Source organism: Stutzerimonas kunmingensis (genome assembly GCF_014764705.1).
Classification (GTDB): Bacteria; Pseudomonadota; Gammaproteobacteria; order Pseudomonadales; family Pseudomonadaceae; genus Stutzerimonas.
This window is the reverse complement of the sequence record NZ_JACXXG010000052.1, coordinates 1-18,200: the sequence shown is the minus strand read 5'-3', so window position 1 is coordinate 18,200 and position 18,200 is coordinate 1. Positions and strand designations below refer to the sequence as shown.

At 64.0% G+C, this 18,200-nt stretch carries 15 protein-coding genes and 1 pseudogene; 7 read left to right on the top strand and 9 right to left on the bottom strand.

Annotation, left to right across the window (positions count from 1 at the left end; all coding sequences use genetic code 11):
• Nucleotides 1-124: 124 nt before the first annotated feature.
• A pseudogene (locus IEG05_RS21875) lies at nucleotides 125-1,708 on the bottom strand (biosynthetic peptidoglycan transglycosylase); the annotation flags it as partial.
• A gap of 193 nt (nucleotides 1,709-1,901) precedes the next feature.
• Here IEG05_RS21875 and IEG05_RS21870 point away from each other — a divergent pair.
• The 3 genes from IEG05_RS21870 (at nucleotide 1,902) to IEG05_RS21860 (ending at nucleotide 3,827) form a co-directional block, all read left to right on the top strand.
• A complete protein-coding gene (locus IEG05_RS21870; protein WP_102831633.1) occupies nucleotides 1,902-2,705 on the top strand; it encodes an AraC family transcriptional regulator in 804 nt (267 codons plus the stop codon).
• Between the two features lie 94 nt (nucleotides 2,706-2,799).
• Nucleotides 2,800-3,519, top strand: coding sequence for an AzlC family ABC transporter permease (locus IEG05_RS21865; protein ID WP_102831634.1), 720 nt, complete (start codon nucleotides 2,800-2,802; stop codon nucleotides 3,517-3,519).
• On the top strand, nucleotides 3,516-3,827 hold the full coding sequence (locus IEG05_RS21860) for a hypothetical protein (RefSeq protein WP_045666188.1): 312 nt from the start codon (nucleotides 3,516-3,518) through the stop codon (nucleotides 3,825-3,827). The genes IEG05_RS21865 and IEG05_RS21860 overlap by 4 nt, the downstream gene beginning before the upstream one ends.
• 5 nt (nucleotides 3,828-3,832) lie before the next feature.
• Here the strand turns inward: IEG05_RS21860 and IEG05_RS21855 are convergent, their stop codons facing one another.
• On the bottom strand, nucleotides 3,833-4,507 hold the full coding sequence (locus tag IEG05_RS21855) for a TIGR04211 family SH3 domain-containing protein (protein ID WP_041014050.1): 675 nt from the start codon (nucleotides 4,505-4,507) through the stop codon (nucleotides 3,833-3,835).
• 427 nt (nucleotides 4,508-4,934) lie between these two features.
• Entirely contained in the window at nucleotides 4,935-5,708 is a 774-nt protein-coding gene (locus IEG05_RS21850; RefSeq protein ID WP_101275637.1) for a TerC family protein, read from the bottom strand.
• A gap of 330 nt (nucleotides 5,709-6,038) precedes the next feature.
• Here IEG05_RS21850 and IEG05_RS21845 point away from each other — a divergent pair, with 330 nt between their 5' ends.
• The 4 genes from IEG05_RS21845 to IEG05_RS21830 all read left to right on the top strand — a co-directional run bounded on the left by IEG05_RS21845 (nucleotide 6,039) and on the right by IEG05_RS21830 (nucleotide 11,737).
• Nucleotides 6,039-9,065 (top strand): PAS domain-containing hybrid sensor histidine kinase/response regulator, encoded by a 3,027-nt coding sequence (locus tag IEG05_RS21845; RefSeq protein WP_191122723.1) that lies wholly within the window; start codon nucleotides 6,039-6,041, stop codon nucleotides 9,063-9,065.
• A gap of 130 nt (nucleotides 9,066-9,195) precedes the next feature.
• Nucleotides 9,196-10,524, top strand: coding sequence for a TrkH family potassium uptake protein (locus tag IEG05_RS21840; protein ID WP_191122722.1), 1,329 nt, complete (start codon nucleotides 9,196-9,198; stop codon nucleotides 10,522-10,524).
• Entirely contained in the window at nucleotides 10,514-11,218 is a 705-nt protein-coding gene (locus IEG05_RS21835; RefSeq protein ID WP_191122721.1) for a potassium channel family protein, read from the top strand. Before IEG05_RS21840 ends, IEG05_RS21835 begins: the two co-directional genes overlap by 11 nt.
• Nucleotides 11,219-11,347: 129 nt before the next feature.
• Entirely contained in the window at nucleotides 11,348-11,737 is a 390-nt protein-coding gene (locus IEG05_RS21830; RefSeq protein ID WP_046619501.1) for a GFA family protein, read from the top strand.
• 3 nt (nucleotides 11,738-11,740) lie between these two features.
• On the opposite strand, the gene IEG05_RS21825 is transcribed toward IEG05_RS21830, so the two are convergent.
• From IEG05_RS21825 to IEG05_RS21800, 6 genes are all read right to left on the bottom strand, one after another.
• The gene (locus IEG05_RS21825) at nucleotides 11,741-14,089 is read right to left on the bottom strand and encodes an FdhF/YdeP family oxidoreductase (protein ID WP_046619499.1); all 2,349 of its coding nucleotides are present in this window, start codon (nucleotides 14,087-14,089) and stop codon (nucleotides 11,741-11,743) included.
• The gene (gene fdhD, locus IEG05_RS21820) at nucleotides 14,086-14,889 is read right to left on the bottom strand and encodes a formate dehydrogenase accessory sulfurtransferase FdhD (protein WP_191122720.1); all 804 of its coding nucleotides are present in this window, start codon (nucleotides 14,887-14,889) and stop codon (nucleotides 14,086-14,088) included. The genes IEG05_RS21825 and fdhD overlap by 4 nt, the downstream gene beginning before the upstream one ends.
• A gap of 101 nt (nucleotides 14,890-14,990) precedes the next feature.
• Nucleotides 14,991-15,893, bottom strand: a complete 903-nt coding sequence (locus tag IEG05_RS21815; protein ID WP_046619494.1) for a LysR family transcriptional regulator — start codon at nucleotides 15,891-15,893, stop codon at nucleotides 14,991-14,993.
• A 45-nt stretch (nucleotides 15,894-15,938) separates the two neighbouring features.
• Nucleotides 15,939-16,976, bottom strand: coding sequence for an AraC family transcriptional regulator (locus tag IEG05_RS21810; RefSeq protein WP_046619492.1), 1,038 nt, complete (start codon nucleotides 16,974-16,976; stop codon nucleotides 15,939-15,941).
• Between the two features lie 7 nt (nucleotides 16,977-16,983).
• The gene (locus IEG05_RS21805) at nucleotides 16,984-17,898 is read right to left on the bottom strand and encodes a GGDEF domain-containing protein (protein WP_046619490.1); all 915 of its coding nucleotides are present in this window, start codon (nucleotides 17,896-17,898) and stop codon (nucleotides 16,984-16,986) included.
• Between the two features lie 87 nt (nucleotides 17,899-17,985).
• On the bottom strand, nucleotides 17,986-18,200 hold a 215-nt coding region (locus tag IEG05_RS21800; RefSeq protein ID WP_191122532.1), incomplete at its 5' end, for a plasmid pRiA4b ORF-3 family protein.

Sequence of the window (18,200 nt, the reverse complement as noted above, 5' to 3'; positions counted from 1 at the left end):
CTGGAAAGGCGTGTTCGCTCGGTCATGAGACGATTGCAATTACGCCCTCAAAGAATCCGTTCTTATTTCCGGCATCCACGTATCGCCTACGCAGCATGATTTGGTGTATTTGATTGCCGGGTTAATAGGTGGTCAGCACGCGCAGCTTGGCGGTCGAGCCCAGCTCCAGCTTGCTGCCTTCGTTGATGTCGAACGGCTGGTTGGTGTTGTCGGTCTGCACCCGCACCTGGAAGCCTTCCTCGCCGCGCTCGAACAGCGTGAAGCTGTAACGCACGGCGGCGGTCTTCTCCGGGGACAGCATGCGATCGCCGAACAGCCCTACCGATTCAGCGAAAGCGGGATCGGCCAGGCGCACCAGGTACTCGCTGATCTGTGCCTGCAGATCACCCTGCAGCGGCGTGCTTGCGGTGAGGTCCAGGCGATCCAGGTCATACAGGGGCAAGCCGAGCAGTCCTGCCAGGCGCATGCGCGCGACGGTGATGCCCTTGGTGGCGTCCACCTGCCGGATCGCCGAGTCGCGACTCGGGCTTTGTCCAAGGACGCGCTGGCCCAGCGCTGCGTCGCGCAGGCCGGCATCGATGATGCCGCCGTTGGCCAGCAGGCGGATGTGACTGTCGGTCAGCGTTGCCATTTCCTCGCGGCCGGCACCCAGGTAGTACGACGGACGCCGCTGTGCGATCAGCAGCGACAGCACCTGACGCAGCGCCAGACCGCGCGCCTGCGCATCGACTTCGTCGGCGCTACGTGGATCGAGCAGGCGATTGACTTCACGGAAGTCGGCGCCGAACCACAGCCGCAAGCCATCGGCGATGCCATGCACCTCACCGTGCCCGGGCGCCGCCGAGAGCGGCACGCTGTTGAGGTAGTCGCGCACGATGCGCTGACGGGTGGCCAGGGTTTGCGGACCCTCGCGATAGGTACGCACGCTGGCGGAGATCATCTGCCGGATCTTTTCCTGCGGATCGCCGGTGCGGCCTTCGGGCGAATGCCGATACTTCTCGACCTGGGTGGCCAGGGTGCTGCCGCCGGCGGCCTGGCCGCTGAGGCCAAGGCGCTTCTCCAGCTGGCTGATCGCCGCCTTGGTGAAGCGCGGCCAGTCCACCGCCGGGTTGGCGTGGGGGCGGCTGGCGTCCAGCAGGCCACGGTCCTCGATGAACAACAGGCTCATCACCACCAGCGGTGGGATGTCCTCGAAGCGCTCGTAATACTGGCGTGGATAGCTGTTGGTGTAGATCGGCACGCCGCGGCAGTCGTTGATGGTCAACCCGGCCTGGGAGTCCTCGGGGTAGGGCGGAAAGAATCCGCGGTGGGTGTAATCCAGCAGTGCCCGCGAGAAGCGTGCCTGCTCCTCGATCCTGAAGTTGCGCTGTGACAGCTGTTGAATGAAGCGCGGCAGATCGACGTAGCCCAGGCGGCGGTCGAACGGGCCGTCTTCTGGGAACTGAATGCGTGGGCTCGGCCCGGGTTTGACCACGTAATCCAGATCGGCCGCATAGCGGCTTAACCAGTGCGATTGCCACCGGGCGCTGTCCAGCTCCTGCCAACCGAGATAGCCACCGCCTGCCAGCAGCGAAATGCCGACGAGCAGCGTCAATCGGCGTGCCGTCTTGCGACGGCCTTTAGCTGATGTGCGGGATGATTTCGGGGAAGGGGCGCGCTTGTTACGCCCATCCTGGGATGTATTGTCGGACCGCCATACTGCGCCCATGTGTGCCTGGCTTCCTAGCAGTGCTCTACGGCAAGCATAGTTCGCCCGCACGGCTTAAGCGATGGCGGTTTGACGAACGGAGCGGCTCAAGCACGAGCCTTGAAGCGGAGGCGGTGAGGCGCTTGGTGAGTTGCTCGTCGTAGCTGTGGACCGCTACTGTGAGACGTGCATCGTTCGGGGCTTGGGAGTAGTAATGAAGGGTAATAACGATTGGATACGGCGCCCTGACGAGCCTGGCCCCCTTGAGCGGCTTGAGGCCTACTTCAGTGGCTACGGTTACGCTCCCCACAGGCATGACACTTATGCGATCGGCTGTACGCTCGCCGGCGTGCACCGTTTCAACTACCGCAAGAGCGCCCGCTACAGTCTCCCTGGAAATACCTTCGTGGTGTATCCCGACGAGTTGCACGACGGCGAGGCGGGGAGCGAGGCGGGTTTTCGGTACCGGATAATCTATATCCAGCCTGCGATGCTGCAGGGGCCGCTCGGTGGGCAGCCATTGCCTTTCATCAATGACGGGATATCCCGTGATCCACGCTTGCGGCGTGTCGTCTGGGCGCTGCTGTCTTGCCTGGACAACCCGATAGAAGAGTTGGAGCAGCAGGATGCGCTGTTTGACCTGGCCCAGGTCATGTCCGTCGTAGCCGGGAAAAGAGTCAATCGACGACGAGCCGACTTCCGCGCCGCCGAACTGGCTCGGGAGTACATGCACCATCATCTGGATGGAGCTCTCAGCCTTGACGAACTCGAGCGGGTTTCCGGCCGGGATCGCTGGAACCTGTCGCGCGATTTTCGCGCCCTGTATGGCACCAGCCCATACCGTTACCTGACGTTACGTCGCCTAGATCATGTTCGGCGGTTGCTTTCGAACGGGATATCAGTGGCCGACGCCGCACTCGTTTCGGGGTTTAACGACCAGAGCCACATGAGTCGCCACTTCAAACAAGCCTATGGACTTACCCCTGCACACTGGGCACGGCTGATGCGGCTGAGCTGAAGTCAGCGCGCGGTTGCACGATCGTACAAGAATCCTTCGGCGGCACTACTCACACTTCGCAGGGCATGTCATCGCGCAGCTCGGAGTGGAGTAATTGTCAGAAATAGTAGAGAGCGCGGACCCGGCGGCGCCGCTCGTAACCGGCAGCGCTTTGAAACAGGCCCTTCCGGCGGCATTGTCGGTCATGCCGGTTGCCATGCTGTTCGGCGTGCTTGCCGCACGGTCCGGCTGGTCGGTACTGGATGTTTTGCTGCTCGGCTTGCTAGGTTTCACTGGCAGCGGGCAGTTTGCAGCATTGCCGCTGTCCGAAAGTGGCACGGGGTTCTTTACGCTGCTGCTTGTAGCTGCATCGATCAATTGTCGTTACCTGCCGATGGCGATCTCGACTATACGACGGATGCCTCGATCTGCATTCGCGCGCGCCTGCAGTGCGCACATGCTAGGCGACGAAGCCTATGCCTGTGAACGGGACGACGAGCCGATCGACCGGATGCTGCAGATACGCAGCGCGATATTTCTAACCTGGGTACTGGCAGGAGCCTTTGGCGCTGTGATCGGTGGGGTCCTGCCTGAAGATTGGCTCAGCAAGGATTTCAACCTCGGATTTCCGGCGAGCGCTGTGTTGTTTTACCTCGCCTTGTCGCAGCTGAAGGCACGGCGAGCGCACATTCGGCGCCATCAGGTCGCCGGGGCAGTTCTGATCTGTCTTTGTGCCGCAGCTTCCCTCGGCCTGATCCTGACGCTTGGTCCTGTGTACTTCTGGATTCCCGGCGTATTGCTCGTAGCCTTGCTATTGAACGGAGTCCGAACATGAACGAGGCGGTCCTGATTGCCACCGCCGCGCTGCTGATCACCAGCTTGTTGGTCAGAGTCGTGCCAGTATTCGTCAGCATGCCGCTCGGCGCGGGCGGTCTACGCATCGTCGGGCAGATCCTGCCGACCGCGGTGTTCATCAATCTCGCAGTCTACGTCGCATACAGCGAAATCAGCGCTGCACCGGCTGCTGCTGCGACGTCACTATTGGGTGTCGCTCTGCTCGCCACCAGCGGCCGAGTCGGTCTGGTTGGCAGCATGCTGTTCGGTGCAGCGCTCTACTACACAGCGGCAGCCCTCATCGGCTGATCGAGTCAGAACCAACGATCGTTACGCTTACGGCCGCGGGTCAGCATTGGCAGGATCAGGCCCACCAGCAGGCCGGCCCCGGCGATACTGCCGCCATAGACCATGTACTGCATGAGCACTTGCTTGTTCTCGTCGCCCAGTCGCGCCTGGGTTGTACGCAGTTCCGACTGTGCTTCGGTCAGCTCCGCCTCGAGGGCGATGCGGCGGGCGTCGAGTTCGTCGATCAGGGCTTTGCGCGAGTCCAGGGTTTCCTGCATGCCCTGCACGCGGACCTGCCAGCTTTCGTCGATGGTCTTGAGTTCCTCGCTCAGTTCAGCGACTTGCTGTTCGAGCTGCGGAAGACGCTCGGCCTGGCCGGGGACATCTTGCAGTTCCTTGCTGGGAATCCAGACGTTGCTGCCGGACTCCGAGCGTACCTGGCTGTAATCGCCCTGGGTGCTGATCAGCTCGACCTTCTGCCCCGAGGTCAGCGTGCCGACGATGCGATAGCCATCCGTGGGGCCGCTGCGCACGTAAGTGTTCAGGCTGTCGCTGACCCAGCGCGCGTTATCGGACGATTCCTGGGCATCCACAGGCCCTGCAATGAGCAGGGCACCGAACAGACTGGCGCCGATGACTTGGCGCGGCTGGGAAAAGCTGAACCGGGAGAGCAAGGCAAAAAGATGAAGAGATATGGACATGAAAAGTTCGCGTTATTGGAAGAATAGGACCCAAGCGTGGGGTGGTGAGGTCGACTGCATCTGGCACGCGAGACTCTGGGCCAGCCGCAGAGAAAAGCACCGCTTTTAGTGGCCGGACGCGGTGGCAGCCACAGATCGGAGCCTGACGTGCAAACGGCAAGAAAATGAAGATGCTCCGCGGGTGCATCAGCTGACTGACCGTCCTCCCTGGCGAAAGTTCAGGCGGTTTTTGTCGGGCTGACAATGCTGGCGATGAGGGGCGGCGAGCTCGGCAACTGCAGTCGATGCCAGCCGCAAGCGGCTAAAACCGCGGGGTGGGGCGGTGCGAGACCGAGCCGGTCTCTATGCCGGCATGGCTATGAGAGCTTCGGTGCGGCGGGCCTGCTCCAGCGTGACCCCTGTTCGCTGATGCAGGCCCACCGTCAGTTTATTTCGATTGCTCTTGAGCGAGACCGAGCTGCTTCTGCCGTGCGCGCCGGGCCATCATGTTCAGCATCTCGACCCCGGCGGAGAACGCCATGGCGGCATACACGTAGCCCTTTGGTACGTGGGCGCCGAAGCCTTCCGCGATGAGGGTCATGCCGATCATCAGCAGGAAGCCGAGCGCGAGCATCACGACGGTCGGGTTCTCGTTGATGAATTTGGCCAACGGGTTCGCCGCCAGGAGCATCACGGTTACCGCGACGACCACGGCAATGACCATGATCGCAACATGATCGGTCATACCCACCGCAGTGATGATGCTGTCCACCGAGAACACCAGGTCGAGCAGCAATATCTGCGCAATCGCGGCGCTGAACCCCATCGTGACGGCATTGTCGAGCTGCTTGCCTTCGAACATGTCGCCGCCGGGTGTCGGGTCGACACTGTGGTGAATCTCCTTGGTGGCCTTCCAGAGCAGGAACAGGCCACCGGCGATCAGAATCATGTCCTTCCAGGAAAACGCGTTGCCGAACAGTTCGATGACCGGCTCGGTGAGCTGAACGATCCACGCCACCGTGCCGAGCAGGCCTAGTCTCAGGACCAGCGCCAGGCTGATGCCGATGCGCCTCGCGCGCTCACGCTGATGCTCCGGAAGCTTGTTCGTCAGAATCGAAATGAAGATCAGGTTGTCGATGCCGAGCACCACCTCCATGGCGATCAAGGTTGCCAGGGCAACCCAGGTGGTGGGTTCGGAGAAGAGCTGGATAAGCGATTCCATATGGATCTCTAGCGTGAGTGATGACGATCCCGCGTCTGGCGGGTGCGCGAGCATAGCTGGAAGGCAATCCGTAACAGAGCCCGCATTTTGGACCGCTTTGTATCAAATCGATTCAGTGCTCGACGGCGACCGCCGCGCGTGCGGTGCCCATCTGGGCAGAGCAGGGTCCTGGCGGAAATGATGCACCTGGGGCGCCACAGTTCGGCGAGCCAGGCCGCTTGATTTCGTGCAACCGCCTGGGCAGCTGCAAGTGCAAAGCCCGGCGGTTTCTGCTTTTATGACCTGCAGCACGCTGCGGGATTACCGCCCGCCCATTCATCACGATGCATAGTGGAAATAGCTCTGGAAAATCTGACCCGAGAGGAGCTGGAGGCTGAGGTGGCGCGCCTGCGCACGGTTCTGGACCGGGCTGGAATCGATCCGGATCCGGCCCTATCTCAAGTTCACCGTGATAGTCAGCCCGCCCGCGAGCAGCATCGTCAGCGCCCGACACCCGCACAGTTGGGTGCCTCCAAACATCTCCCCGAAACGCTGAAAGCCAGCCTTCTGGCACTGGCTGGCAGCGAGGCACGACAGCGCGCGATATTCGAGAGCGCGATCGACTTCGCCATCATCCTGACCGACACCGCAGGCATCATCACAGACTGGAATGCCGGCGCCGAGCAGGTGATGGGCTGGACCGCAGACGAGATGCGTGGGCAGAGCGCGGAGCGCTTCTTCACGCCGGCCGATCGTGCCTGCGACTGGCTCGGCGAAGAGATGCAGAGCGCGCTACGTGAGGGCCGCGCTCTGGACGAGCGATGGCACTTGCGCAAGGACGGTCAGCAGTTCTGGGCTGCGGGCGAACTCTCGCCGATCCATGACGAAAACGGTGCACACCTCGGCTTCATGAAAATCCTGCGTGACCGCACCAGCGAGCACCTTGCGGGCCTCGCCATGGAAGACACCCAGGTGCGTTATCGGCTGGCCGCGAAGGCGACCAACGATGCGGTCTGGGACTGGGATCTGATCAGCAATCACGTGCTGTGGAACGATGCGCTGGAACATGCGTACGGCCATCCGCTGGCAAACGTCGACAGCTCCGGTGACTGGTGGCTGGCGCATATCCATCCGGATGACCGTGCACGTATTCACCGGTCGATCCACGCGGTCATCGATGGCAGCGAGGTGACCTGGACCGACGAGTATCGCTTTCGCCGTCTGGATGGCTCCTATGCAGATATCCTCGACCGCGGTCATGTGATTCGTGACGTTCACGGCCAGGCCGTGCGGATGATTGGCGCGATGCTCGACCTGACGCGCATGCGCGCTGCCGAGGCGGCCTTGCGCCAGAGTGAGGAACGCTTCAGCACCATTCTGGAGACCATCGAGGCGGCATTCGCCATCGTTCAGGTCAAGTTCGACGCCGACGACAATCCCGTGGATTACTGCTTCCTCGAGGCCAATCCTGCGTTCGAGCGCCAGGCCGGCGTAGACCTGCGCGGTAAATGGGTCACCGAGTTCGCGCCGGATCTCGAGCAATTCTGGTTCGAAATTTACGGCCACGTCGCCAAGACCGGTGAGCCTACCAACTTCGAGAATTATGCCGAGGCGTTCGAACGCTGGTTCGACGTTCGCGCCGTCCGCGTCGGCGATCCCGCCGAGCGGCGAATCGCCATCCTCTTCAACGACGTAACCGAACGCAGAAACGCCGAAGAACGCCTGCGCATCAGCGAAGCTCTTGCGCGGGAGAATGTTCAGCGCGTCCAGCTGGCGCTCGAGGCGGGCGCGATCATCGGTACCTGGAACTGGCATCTGCCAACCGACCGCTTCACCGTGGATGAGGGGTTTGCGAACGCCTTCGGCCTCGATCCCACCCTTGCTCGTGACGGGCTTAGCCTCGAGCAGATCATAGCAACGGTGCACCCTGAGGACCGGGACGGACTGATCGCAGCGATCGAAGAGATCATCGCCCGCGGTGGTGCCTATGCGCACCAGTACCGTGTGCGCCGCGCTGATGGAAGGTTCTACTGGCTTGAGGCCAACGGGCGCGTCGATCATGCCGAGGACGGAACGCCGTTGAGCTTTCCCGGCGTCTTGATCGACGTCGAGGACCGGCGCTCCATCGAGGCGGAGCGGGATCGCGCCACCGCTGCGCTGCGCGCACTCAACGACACGCTGGAGCAGCGCGTGGCCGAGCGGACGGCAGAGCTGATCCAGGCCGAGGAGAAGCTGCGTCAGTCGCAGAAGATGGAAGCGGTCGGCCAGCTGACTGGCGGTCTTGCCCATGACTTCAACAACCTGCTGGCCGGTATCAGCGGCGCGCTGGAATTGATGAATCTGCGGATTTCCCAGGGGCGACTGGACGATATCGACAAGTACATGTCGGCTGCACAGGGCGCCGCCAGGCGTGCCGCGGCGCTGACTCATCGGCTGCTCGCCTTTTCCCGCCGGCAGACTCTCGACCCGCGGCCGGTGGACGTCAACATGCTGATGGAGGGCATGACCGAGCTGATCCAGCGCACGGTGGGGCCGAGCATCCTCCTCGAAACCATCAGCGCGCCCGACCTCTGGGCGGCGTCGGTCGATGCCAGTCAGCTGGAGAACGCGATTCTCAATCTCTGCATCAACTCGCGCGACGCGATGCCCGACGGCGGTCGGATCACCATCGAGACCGCCAACCGCGTGCTCGACCCGGAGATGGCGCAGGCCTATGACCTGCCCGCCGGCGACTATCTGTCGCTGTCCGTCACCGACACAGGGACCGGCATGACGCCCAGCGTAATTGCAAAAGCGTTCGACCCGTTCTTCACCACCAAACCGATTGGCGAAGGCACCGGGCTGGGGCTTTCGATGATCTACGGATTCGCCAAACAGTCCGGCGGGCAGGTGCGCATCGATTCCGCGGTCGGTCGCGGAACCTCGATGTGCATCTACCTGCCGCGCTACCACGGCAATGCCGGGACCGGCACCTTGGCGCAAAGCAACTCCGCGACAGCGCTTGCGGGCGCCTGCGGCACGATTCTGATCGTCGACGACGAGCCGACTGTGCGCCTGCTGCTGATGGATGTGCTGGGCGATCTCGGCTACACACTGATCGAAGCGTCGGACAGCGTGGCCGGGCTGAAGCTGCTGCAGTCGGATGTGAGCATCGACCTGCTGATCACCGATGTCGGCTTGCCCGGTGGGATGAACGGCCGGCAGATGGCCGATGCCGGTCGCCAGGTGCGCCCCGGCCTGAAGACGCTGTTCATCACTGGTTATGCCGAGAGCGCCGCGTTGGGCAACAGCTCGCTCGGCGCTGGCATGCAGGTGCTGACCAAGCCTTTCGCGATAGATGTCCTCGCTGCCCGGGTGCTCGAGATGATGAAAGGCTAGGTCAGGCTTCGAGCGTTCTATTTCGGCCGTCCAGTTGAAGAATCGAAGCAATGCGCCTAGCCTCTCGCTCTGCTTTCAGGGCCGCCGATTCCGGCGGTTCTCACTCTTCGGATCCGTCAGTGTGGGTCGAATGAAATCACTGCTGCACCCAGGCAGGGTTGTCTCGCTCGTTTTTCTCTTCGCCATTCTCTGCGGTACAGCGTTGCTGTCATTGCCCGCTGCCCAAGCCCAGGGTGAGTCGGCGCCGTGGATCACTGCCTTCTTTACCGCCGTGTCAGCGGTCAGCGTCACCGGGCTAGTGGTAGTCGACACCGGCACCTATTGGTCCACTTTCGGCCAGGTGGTGATCATGCTGCTGTTCCAGCTCGGTGGCTTCGGCATGATGACCCTGGCAACCCTGCTCGGGTTGCTGGTCAACCGCTCGTTTCACTTGCGAACCAAGCTGATCGCTCAGGCCGAATCCCACGTGCTGGGGCTGGGTGACATCACCAGCGTGGCGAAGCTCGTTCTGGTGGTGACGCTGGTGATAGAGCTGGCGGTGATGCTGCTGCTCACCCTGCGCTTGCATCTGACATACGGCCTCGCCTGGGGCGATGCAGCCTGGAGCGGGCTGTTCCACGCGGTGTCGGCGTTCAACAACGCCGGGTTCTCGATTCACGGCGACGGCCTGGTCCGCTATGCCACCGATGCGCTGATCCTGACCCCGGTGATGAGCGCCATCGTGATCGGCGGGATTGGCTTTCCGGTGCTCTACGATCTGCGCAGCAAGTGGGCCGATCCCCGGCATTGGTCGCTGCATACCAAGCTGACGCTGTCCGGGACCGCGGTGCTGCTGGGGGGCGGCTTCCTGGCCGTACTGCTGTTCGAGTGGTCCAACCCGGGCACGCTCGGCCCGATGGCCTGGGTGGACAAGATGCTCTCGGCGGCCTTCGTTTCCGTCTCGGCGCGTACAGCCGGCTTCAATGCCATCGACATCGGCGCGCTGACCCACGAGAGCTGGGCGCTGCACTATTTTCTGATGTTCATCGGCGGCGGCAGTGCGGGGACCGCGGGCGGGGTCAAGGTCGGCACCGTGGCCATCCTGGCGCTGATGGTGATCGCCGAGATTCGCGGCCGGCCCGACGTCGAGGCCTTCGGTCGGCGGGTCGGCAGTTCCGTGCAGCGCCAGGCCATCACCGTGCTGGTGCTAGGCAGCGCCCTGGTGGTGCTGGGTACGCTGGTCATCCTGCGCGACACCGATATCCCGACCGATCAGGTCATCTTCGAAGTCATTTCAGCGTTCGGCACGGTCGGCCTGTCTACCGGCATTACCGCGGACCTGCCGGAAACCAGTCAGCTGATCTTGACGCTGCTGATGTATGTCGGTCGGGTCGGCACCATCACGCTGGCCGCGTCACTCGCACTGGGCGAGCACCGCATGCCATACCGCTATCCGGAGGAACACCCAATTGTTGGCTAAATTGTTGTTTTCAGAGCAGTTTTCTTTCTCTAAAGGCGACAGCGTGGTGGTCATCGGGCTGGGGCGGTTCGGCAGCTCGGTGGCGCGCTCATTGACGCGTCTGGGCCATGACGTGATGGGCATCGATCAGGCGGCGGAGCCGGTGCAAACCTGGGCCGACCTGCTGACCCATGCGGTGCAGGCCGATTCCACCAATGTCATGGCGCTGCGGCAGCTCGGCGTCGCCGACTTTCCCCACGCGATCGTCGGCATCGGCTCCGACATGGCGGCAAGCCTGATGACCATCATGGCGCTGACCGAGCTGGGCATCAAAGACATCTGGGTCAAGGCGCTGACCGCCGAGCACGGACAGATCGCGACGCGGATCGGCGCGCACCATGTGGTCTACCCCGAGGCGGACATGGGCGAGCGGGTCGCCCATCTGATCTCCGGACGGATGATGGATTTCATCGAGTTCGACGACGGCTTCGCCATTGCCAAGATCCATGCCCCGGAACGCGTTCATAACGCGACGCTCGCCGCCGCCGGGGTTCGCGAGAAGTTCGGCGTAACCGTCGTGGGCCTCAAGCGCGCCAATGAGGATTTTCAGCATGCGACGCCCAGCACCCAGGTGCTGCCGGGCGATCTGCTGATCGTCTCGGGGCCGACCCATGACATCCAGCGTTTCGCTGGCCAAGGGCGCAAGGGAGGCTGAGGCCTGGGTCGATGCTCCGTTAGTGCGGCAGCCGAGAGGCGACTACGCTTTTCGGGCGGTCGAGCCTGCGGTTCAGTGATCGATAGCCTGGGCTCGCTGCTTCCTTCGTTGAATTAGAGGACGCCGAACGTGAATTCATTAACTGGGGGCTGCCTGTGCGGCAACCTGCGGATCGTGACGGCGGGGCAGCCCTATCGGGTCGGGATCTGCCACTGCCTGGACTGCCGCAAGCATCATGGTGCTTTGTTCTACGCAGCTGCGGTGTTCCCGCAGGATGCGGTAACCGTCGAGGGCGAGACGGCCGAATATGCCGGACGGCATTTCTGCCCGAGCTGTGGCTCGTCGGTTTTTTCCCGCCTCGCCGATGAACTCGAGGTGCATCTCGGCGCCCTGGATGCACCCGACCAACTGACGCCGACCTACGAATGCTGGACCGTGCGTCGCGAAGGCTGGCTGCCGCCGTTTCCGCTCATCCGGCGCTACCAGCATGATCGCGACGACTCCAGCCGCTTCGAATGAGCGTCATTGGCCGCTGGCGATCAGCGGCTGCTCGGTCTTCTGCGTGTTCGGCAGCACTCGAATCGCGATGAATTTCGAAGTCGGCGTGTGGCTGCGCTCGCCAAAGCTCTCCAGCGGCACCAGCGGGTTGGTTTCCGGGTAGTAGGCGGCGGCTTGGCCGGGCGGGGTGTCGTAGGCGAGCAGGGTGAAACCGCGCACGCGGCGTTCGATGCCGTCGTCCCACAGCGAGAGCAGATCGACCTGCTGGCCGGCTTCCAGGCCCAGTCGCTGGATGTCGGCGGGATTGACGAACACCACATCGCGCATGCCTTTTACCCCACGATAGCGATCATCCAGACCATAGAGCGTGGTGTTGTACTGATCGTGGGAGCGCAACGTCTGCAGGATCAGGTCGGCCTCCACGCCGCCGTGGCGGGCCTGCTCGGGTAGCAGATCGGCCGGCAACGGGTGCGCCTTGAGCTCGGCGCGACCGCTGGCGGTGCTCCATTCGCGCCGGGCAGCGGCATTGCCCAGGTAGAAGCCGCCAGGGCGATGCAGGCGGTGGTCGAAGCCGGTGAAACCGGGAATGGTCGCCGCAATCAGCTCGCGGATACGGGCGTAGTCCTCCACCAGCCAGAGCCAGTCCACCGGGCGCTTGCCCAGCGTGGCGGCGGCGATGCCGGCGACGATGGCCGGCTCCGAGCGCATCTCGGCGGACGCGGGCTCGAGCTGGCCGCGGGAGGCGTGGATCATGCTGAACGAGTCTTCTACGGTGACCGCCTGCGGGCCGCAGGCCTGGCGGTCGATGTCGGTGCGGCCGAGGCACGGCAGGATCAGCGCGTCGCGGCCCATGGTCAGGTGACTGCGGTTGAGCTTGGTGCTGATCTGTACGGTCAGTTCGCAGTTGCGCAGCGCCTGCTGGGTGCGCGGGGTGTCCGGCGTGGCCTGGGCGAAGTTGCCGCCGAGACCGATGAACACCTTGACCTGCCCGGCGAGCATGGCCTGGATGCATTCCACGGTGTTGTATCCGGGCTGGCGCGGCATCGGCAGGTCGAACTGGCGCTGCAGTGCATCGAGCAGCGCAAGCGGCGGCCGCTCATTGATGCCCATGGTGCGGTCGCCCTGCACGTTGCTGTGGCCGCGCACCGGGCAGGCGCCAGCGCCGGGTTTGCCGAGGTTGCCGCGCAACAGCAGTAGGTTGGCGATTTCCTGGATGGTCGCCACCGAGTGACGGTGCTGAGTGATGCCCATCGCCCAGCAGACGATGGCCCTTTCCGCGTTGCGGTAGATCGTGGCGGCGTGGCGAATGGTTTCGCGATCGAGCCCCGACTGCTGCTCGATCAGCGCCCAGGGCGTGGCGTCGACCTCGGCCAGATAGGCGTCCAGCCCGTGGCTGTGCTCAGCCAGAAACGCGTGATCGAACACCGCCGGCGCGCCGCTGGCCTGGGCTTCCTGCTCCCATTGCAGCAGGTACTTGGCGATGCCGCGCAGCACCGCCAGATCGCCACCGAGATTGGGCCGCAAGTAGGCGCTGTGAGTCGGCGCGTCCTGGTTGGCGAGCATCTCGATGGGCTTCTGCGGGTGCTGGAAGCGTTCCAGCCCGCGCTCGCGCAATGGATTGAAGCAGACCACCTGAGCGCCGCGCTCCACAGCCTGCCGCAATGGTTCGAGCATGCGCGGATGGTTGGTGCCGGGGTTCTGCCCGAGGACGAAGATCGCATCGGCGTGATCGAAATCCTCCAGCGTCACCGTGCCCTTGCCGACGCCGATGGATTCGGTCAGGGCGACGCCGCTGGCCTCGTGGCACATGTTCGAGCAGTCGGGAAAATTGTTGGTGCCGAAGCTGCGACCGAACAGCTGGTAGAGATAGGCCGCTTCGTTGCTGGCCCGACCGGAAGTGTAGAAGGCTGCCTGGTGCGGGCTGTCCAGGCCGTTCAGGTGATGGGCGATCAGCGCAAAGGCATCGTCCCAGCTGATCGGCAGGTAGCGGTCGCTGGCGGCGTCGTAACGGACCGGTTCGCTCAGGCGGCCCTGGTATTCGAGCCAGTAATCACTCTGCTCGCGTAACTGGCTGACGCTGTGGCGGGCGAAGAAGGCGGCATCCACCAGACGCCGCGTCGCTTCCCAGTTCACTGCCTTGGCGCCGTTCTCGCAGAACTTCACTGCACCGGCCTCCGGCGAATCACCCCAGGCGCAGCCGGGGCAGTCGAAGCCGCCGTTCTGGTTGGTGCGCAGCATGGCGCGGATGTTCTTCAGCGCGTTGCCACTGCCGAGCCAGGCGCTGGCCACGCTGCGCAGCGCGCCCCAGCCGCCTGCCGGGCCGGCGTAGGGCTGGAAACGGGTGGCGGGATGGAAGCGGGACGTGCGGCTCATGGTTGGCATCCGTTCTGTTCGGGCAGCGCAGGTGCCGGGCTGTAGACCCGTGGCGCGCTGTGGTGAAGCAGGTGAATGAGGTTGAGGTGATGGCGACGCGCCCACTCGACGGTCAGGTGGGTCGGCGCGGACAGACTGACCAGGGTGCCGATACCCGCGCGCACGGCCTTGTGGATCAGCTCCAGGCTGCAGCGGCTGGTGACCACGACGAAGCCTTCGCTCGGGGTACGGCGCTGCAGCGTCAGCGCACCGATCAGCTTGTCCAGGGCGTTGTGCCGGCCGATGTCCTCACGGCACAGGGCGATCTCTCCGTTGCCGTCGACATACAGCGCCGCGTGCAGTGCACCGCTGTCGCGGGCCAGCAGCTGGGCGTTGGCGATGCGCTGGCGCAGATCGTGGAAATGTCCTTCGGGCGGCAGATCGATTGGCGAAAGGGGTGCGAGCTGCGGCAATGCCTGCTCCAGCGCCTGCACACCGCACAGGCCACAACCGCTGTGGCCGGCCAACTGCCGCCGTTGTTGCTTGATGTGCCAGAACGCCCGCGGGCTCACCTGCACTTCGGCATGCTGCGCGCTGCCATCGCCCCGCAAGCGCAGATCGCGTAGATCATCGATGCGCTCGATCAAGCCGCCGCTCAGGCTGAAGCCGATAACGAAGTCTTCCAGATCCAGCGGCGTCACCATCATCACGGCCTGATTGAGGCCGTTGTAGCTGATGGCCAGGGCGCATTCGTCAGCCAAGGGCGCCGCGCCGAGATCCGGAGCGTTGGCGCTTGGGGCATTGAGGGTGGCGTATTGCATGGCGATGGCCTGCGACAGGTCGACGCAGGGAGCCTAGGAGCGCAGGGATGGATCGTCCAATCGCTATGTTCGATAGGGTGATCGAGTGTATCGATCGCGCCTCAGGGGATGGCGGGTCTTTGCCGCTGCAACAGCTCGCGTGCCTCGTTGAAACAGGCCTCGCCCAGCGCGGAGCGCGGCGAGCCGCGCCGCAGGATCAGCCCCAGCGGTGCGAGGGTATTGGCATTGTCGATGGGCGTCAGGGTCAGCCGGCTATCCAGTGCTTCGAGGCCGCTATCCAGCGGCATGATTGCGCAACACAGTCCGGCCCCTACGGCCTGCAGCAGATGGTGCACGGCATCCGTCTGCAGCCGCGGTGCCAGGCTCAGGCCACGGCTACGCAGTGCGTGGTCGATGGACTGGCGAAAGTGCATGCCGCCGGTCAAAAGACCTAGCGGAAGATCGGCGAGCGCTTCCCAGCGCAGCGATGGCGCGTCGAAGCGAAAATGGCGCTCGTCATGCAACAGCCCCATGCGGGTTCCGCCGAGCGGCAGGCTGGTGAAGTGCGCGTCATCCAGCCGCTCCAGATAGGACAGGCCCAGGTCCAGCAGATTGCGATTGAGCCGTTCGAGAATCTGATCGCTGCTCAACGCGAACAGCTCGAAGCGCAGATTCGGGTGGCGCTCGCCGAAGGCCTGCACCAATTGCATCGGGTCGAAACCGGCCAGCGGCACCACGCCCAGGCGCAATGTGCCGACCAGCTGACCACGGCAGGAGGCGGCTTCGGCCAGCAGGCCGTCCTGTGCGGCGAGCAGGCTGCGCGCCCAGGCCAGGATGCGTTCGCCTTCGGGAGTGAAGCCTTCGAAGCGCTGGCTGCGGATCACCAGTTGCAGGCCGAGCTCGTCTTCGAGGCCGCGCAGGCGCATCGACAGCGTCGGCTGGGTGACATGGCAGCGCGCCGCGGCCTGACCGAAATGACGCGTTTCATCCAGCGCCACGAGAAACTTCAGCTGCTTGATATCCATGCCCGCTCGCCTCGAAGGTAGTGCGGGTGGCACCTTAGCATGCCGTCAGGGGGCGTCGAACAGCGGCTGCAGCCCGCTGGGCACCACCCCGGTCCAGCGCTTGAAGGCGCGGCGGAAGTTGGTGGTGTCGTTGAAGCCGAGGTGCCGCGCCACGGCCTCGTTGCCTAGGCCGCGGGCCTGATAGAGGTAGAGCGCAACGTGCGTGCGCACCAGATCGAGCTGTTCCTGGAAGTGCGTGCCGTGCTTGGCCAGCTTGCGCTTGAGCGTCGCCGGACTCATGGCGAACGCCAGCGCGACGCGCTCCAGGTTCAGCGGCTCGCGGATGTTGTCATGCAGGTATTGGTAGAACGCATCGAGAAAGGCGCAGGGGCCTTCCAGCGCATCGATCTGCTGCTGGCTGGCCTGCTGCGCGACCTGGCCTACCGTGGCCGAAGCATCCAGCCAGGGCTGATGCAGGTACTCGCGAGGCAGGCTGAGCAGGGTCAGATGGCGGTCGAACTGCAGCGCGTCACCCAGGTGCACCCAGTACTGTTCGACATGGCGCGGTTGCGGGTAGGCGAACTGGAAACGCCACGGCAGGCGCAGGCCGCTGCCGCGCTTGCACAGCGCGACGATGGCGGTCAGGTGCGCTTCGATGAGAAACCGTTGGTGGCGGCCGGCGCTGCCGTTGTCCAGCCAATAGATGTGCAGCTGCTGCTCGTCCAGCAGCAGCCTTGGCGCCAGCAGCGGGCAGAGCAGGGCGCGGAACTGGCTAAGCCGCTCCAGCGCCTGCTCGAGGTTGCCGGCGTTGGCCAAGGCAAGGCTGGCATCGCCGTAGTGGCCGGGCAGCAAGCGCTGGCCGAACAGAAAGCTGCTGTCCGCAGCACCCAACAAGCGCTCGGTATTGCCGATGAGCGTCAGCAGCTGTTCCGGGCTGACGCGGGCGCGGCCGCTGGCAACGTCCTCGTAGAACAGCCCGCTGCCGCGCAGCAGCGCATGGCTGTCGATACCGCGCGAGAGCGCCAGGTCGAGCAACACCGCCGGCTGGTGGTGCGCGGCGATGAAGCGAGTGTCCCATTCGTACCAGCGTAACGGGCTTTCCATGGTCGCCTCAGGCGCAGCGTGGCAGTGACTGCTTGGCCTTGGCCAAACCGAGGTTGAGGCGTTTGAGCAACTGCTCGGCATCGTCGTCGAAGGCCATTACCACTGCGGTACTGGCGCGCAGATGCAGGCGTTCGCCGTGCTGGCGGGTCTTGTGCGCGAGGCTGGCGACGGCGGTCTGCAACTCCTCGGCGAGCTGCCGCGCCTGTTGCTCGGCGGTATCGGGCAGCAGCACGACGAAGCGATCCCCGGCGAGGCGGCAGAGAAGGTCCTGATGGTGCAGGTTGAGCACCAGCAACTGCGCCACGGCCTGCAACACGAGGTCGCCTTCTTCCTGGCCGTAGCGCTGGTTGACCCGGCTGAACTCGTCGAGGTCCACCGCCAGCAGCGATAGCGGGCGTTGTTCGTCGGCGGCCTGGCGCAGGGCCTGATCGAGCTGCCGCCGCAGGTATTCGGCGGTGCCGAGCGGGGTCAGGTTGTCGAACAGCCTATGCTCGCGAAACAGCCGCTCGCGTTTGTGCATCTGGGCGTTGATGGCGCGCTGTTCCTGGTTCAGGTGGTAGATGCCGAAGGTCAGCAGCAACAGGCCCGCCGGCATGGGCGCGGTTTCCAGCCAGTTGTCCCAGGCGATGTTGGCGGGGATCTGGATGAATTCGTCGAGCAGGTCCATCCACCAGGAAAAGCAGATGCAGGCCAGACCCAGCGCCAGCAACCGCGTCACCCGGCCGGCCGGGCGGCTGTGCAGCAGCATGATCAGCCAGGCGAGGGCGAGGGCGGCGCAACCGCCTTCGCCGACCACGTCCATCCAGTCGATCTCGCCCCAGCTTTTGAGCTGGCCGACGGCGAGGAGCAGCTGCAGGCCGACGTTGGCGGCCAGAGCGAGACCGAGGAGGGTGAGGGTGTGGAGTTTGAGGAGGGATTTCATCGGGTCTCCGTGGCGAGGGATCGCGCCAGTGCGTGAGGGCACGGAAACAGATGGATGGTAAGCGTCCGCTCTCTACCGTCTTGACCCTCAGACTTTAATCCGCTTCAGACGCTGATTGATGTCGTCGCGGTCAAATGCCGTGGGATCGAAGGTATCGCCGTACCAGTCGAGCATATCCAAGTATTCGGGATGTTCGGGGTCGGCAAGCGCGTCCAGAAAATCCGCGTAACCCGGTGCACCGCCGACATCCTCCGGCGGGCTGGCATTGGCGCCGTCGATGCAATACAGCACATGCGGGCACG